Genomic DNA, 3,351 nt, shown 5'->3' on the forward strand with positions numbered 1-3,351 from the left:
AAATACTCAAAGCTGGCAGCGGCTTACGTTTCCACACCTGAAAGGTGCAGTATTATCAGCGATGAAGTGCTTGACTTCCAGGTTCGGAATGGAGCTGGGTATTTCCACTTCTCTATAGCCACCAGCAAATTGAGTATCAAACAAACTGTAGCAGTTTGCTCTGTACTCAACTTGGGTTAGAGTAAAGTTATAATGTTAATGTCTTTGTAACACATTAAATCTTATAGATTTAATAAGATAGTAAACCAAGAAATAGTTTAAAAAAAGCCGAACGATCTATTAGTACTGGTCAGCTAAACGCCTTACAACGCTTACACATCCAGCCTATCAACCAGCTAGTCTTGCTGGGATCTTCAGGGAAAGTTCATCTTAGAGTTGGCTTCGAGCTTAGATGCTTTCAGCTCTTATCACATCCGTACGTAGCTACCCAACGATGCTCTTGGCAGAACAATTGGTACACTAGTGGTACGTTCATCCCGGTCCTCTCGTACTAGGGACAAATCTCTTCAACTTTCCTACGCCCACGGAAGATAGGGACCGAACTGTCTCACGACGTTCTGAACCCAGCTCGCGTACCGCTTTAAATGGCGAACAGCCATACCCTTGGGACCTGCTCCAGCCCCAGGATGCGATGAGCCGACATCGAGGTGCCAAACCTCCCCGTCGATGTGAGCTCTTGGGGGAGATCAGCCTGTTATCCCCGGCGTACCTTTTATCCTTTGAGCGATGGCCCTTCCACACAGAACCACCGGATCACTATGACCGACTTTCGTCTCTGCTCGAGTTGTCTCTCTCACAGTCAAGCTAGTTTATGCCATTATACTCAACTGGCGATTTCCATCCGCCATGAACTAACCTTTGTAAGCCTCCGTTACTTTTTAGGAGGCGACCGCCCCAGTCAAACTACCCACCAGACATTGTCCTGAATAGGGATAACCTATCGCAGTTAGTAACTCAAATATTCAAGGGTGGTATCTCAAGGATGGCTCATACTCTACTGGCGTCTAGTAATCAAAGCCTCCCACCTATCCTGCACATGAATATCCAAGCTACAGTGTCAAGCTGTAGTAAAGGTGCACGGGGTCTTTCCGTCTTTCCGCGGGTAGGAGGAATTTTCACCTCCACTACAATTTCACTGGATCCCTGGTTGAGACAGCTCCCATCTCGTTACGCCATTCATGCAGGTCGGTATTTAACCGACAAGGAATTTCGCTACCTTAGGACCGTTATAGTTACGGCCGCCGTTTACTCGGGCTTCAATCAAATGCTTCGCTTACGCTAACATCATCAGTTAACCTTCGAGCACCGGGCAGGCGTCACACCTTATACATCCACTTACGTGTTAGCAAAGTGCTGTGTTTTTGGTAAACAGTCGGGAGGGACTCTTTGTTGCAACCTCTTCCGCTTTTGAGAGTAAATCTCTATACAGAAGTAGGCACACCTTATACCGAAGATACGGTGCTAGTTTGCAGAGTTCCTTAACCAGGGTTCTTCCACGCGCCTTAGAATACTCATCCCACCCACCTGTGTCGGTTTACGGTACGGGCAACAAATAATAAACTTAGTGGCTTTTCTTGGCACGACAGTATCATCGATTCCAAACGCTCTTCGAAAAGATTGTTCGGCCTGTAAGATCTCGGTCTCGTGTTACCCGGATTTGCCTAAGTAACAACCTACGTCCTTCGACCCACTATTCCATCAGTGAGCTCGATTAACTCTATGCGTCCCCACATCGCGCTTATTTGTTGGTATTGAAATATTAATCAATTTGCCATCGTCTACCCCTTTCGGACTCGACTTAGGTCCCGACTAACCCTACGATGACGAGCATCGCGTAGGAAACCTTGGGTTTTCGGCGAAGAGGATTCTCACCTCTTTTCTCGCTACTCATGCCTGCATGCTCACTTCTATCCGCTCCAGCACTCCTCGTCGGTATACCTTCAACGCTGAATAGAACGCTCTCCTACCACTCAGATAAATCTGAGTCTAAAGCTTCGGTGTACATCTTAGCCCCGTTATATTTTCCGCGCAGAATCACTAGACCAGTGAGCTGTTACGCTTTCTTTAAAGGATGGCTGCTTCTAAGCCAACCTCCTGGTTGTCACAGTAACTCCACATCGTTTTCCACTTAGATGTAACTTAGGGACCTTAGCTGTTAGTCTGGGTTGTTCCCCTCTCGACATAGGATTTTATCACCCTACGCCTGACTGCTGTGATTACACATATGGTATTCGGAGTTTGACAGGGTTTGGTACCGCGGTAAGCAGCCCTAGCCCAATCAGTGCTCTACCCCCATATGCTACGACACAACGCTATACCTAAATATATTTCGGAGAGAACCAGCTATCACGAAGTTTGATTGGCCTTTCACCCCTATCCACAAGTCATCCGAGGACTTTTCAACGCCCACCGGTTCGGTCCTCCACTGGCTCTTACACCAGCTTCAACCTGCTCATGGATAGATCACTTCGTTTCGGGTCTGCAGCATCTGACTAATTCGCGCTATTAACACTCGCTTTCGCTACGGCTTCACACTTGGCTTAACCTCGCCAGATACCACAACTCGCAGGCTCATTATGCAAAAGGCAGTCCGTCACCCTGATAAATCATAGGGCTCCGAATGATTGTAAGCTAATGGTTTCAGGTTCTATTTCACTCTCCTCGCTGGAGTACTTTTCACCTTTCCCTCACGGTACTTGTTCACTATCGATCTGTAAGTAGTATTTAGGGTTGGAGGGTGGTCCCCCCGGATTCAGTCAAAATACCACGTGTTCCGACCTACTCAGGAATCCATTAGAGCTCTCGAAAATTTCAAATACAGGAGTATCACCTTCTATGCTATACCTTTCCAGGTATTTCTTCTATTCTCTTAAGTCTCACGTTATGGTCCTACAACCCCCTATGCAAGCATAGGGTTTGCCCTTGTCCGCGTTCGCTCGCCGCTACTGACGGAATCTCATTTGATTTCTCTTCCTTAGGTTACTGAGATGTTTCACTTCACCTAGTTCGCCCCCCGCAGGGTAATATATATCTCTATATACTGGGTTGCCCCATTCGGAAATATCCGGATCAAAGCTTCTTGACAGCTCCCCGAATCTTATCGCAGTCTAGTACGTCCTTCATCGCCTCTTACAGTCTAGGCATCCACCATTAGCCCTTTATAGCTTTATTTTTTATAAGATAACTCTCGTTATCCTACCTTGATAATTATTCCTTGGCTACTATCTTATTAAATCTACTAATAGATTCAATAAAAAAGTTGTGTTTTTATGTTTTCAATTTTAAATATGATTTTACTCATATTCGCATTGGAAAAACTAAAGACTTTTAACATTATATTTTTAAATAACT

General features: G+C 45.7%; 2 rRNA genes. Both read right to left on the reverse strand.

Annotated elements, in window-relative coordinates:
• Window positions 1-10: 10 nt before the first annotated feature.
• A 5S ribosomal RNA gene (gene rrf, locus CRV04_RS12740) occupies window positions 11-126 on the reverse strand.
• Between the two features lie 132 nt (window positions 127-258).
• A 23S ribosomal RNA gene (locus CRV04_RS12745) occupies window positions 259-3,171 on the reverse strand.
• Window positions 3,172-3,351 lie beyond the last annotated feature (180 nt).

Source organism: Candidatus Marinarcus aquaticus, assembly GCF_004116335.1.
Taxonomy (GTDB): Bacteria; Campylobacterota; Campylobacteria; order Campylobacterales; family Arcobacteraceae; genus Marinarcus; species Marinarcus aquaticus.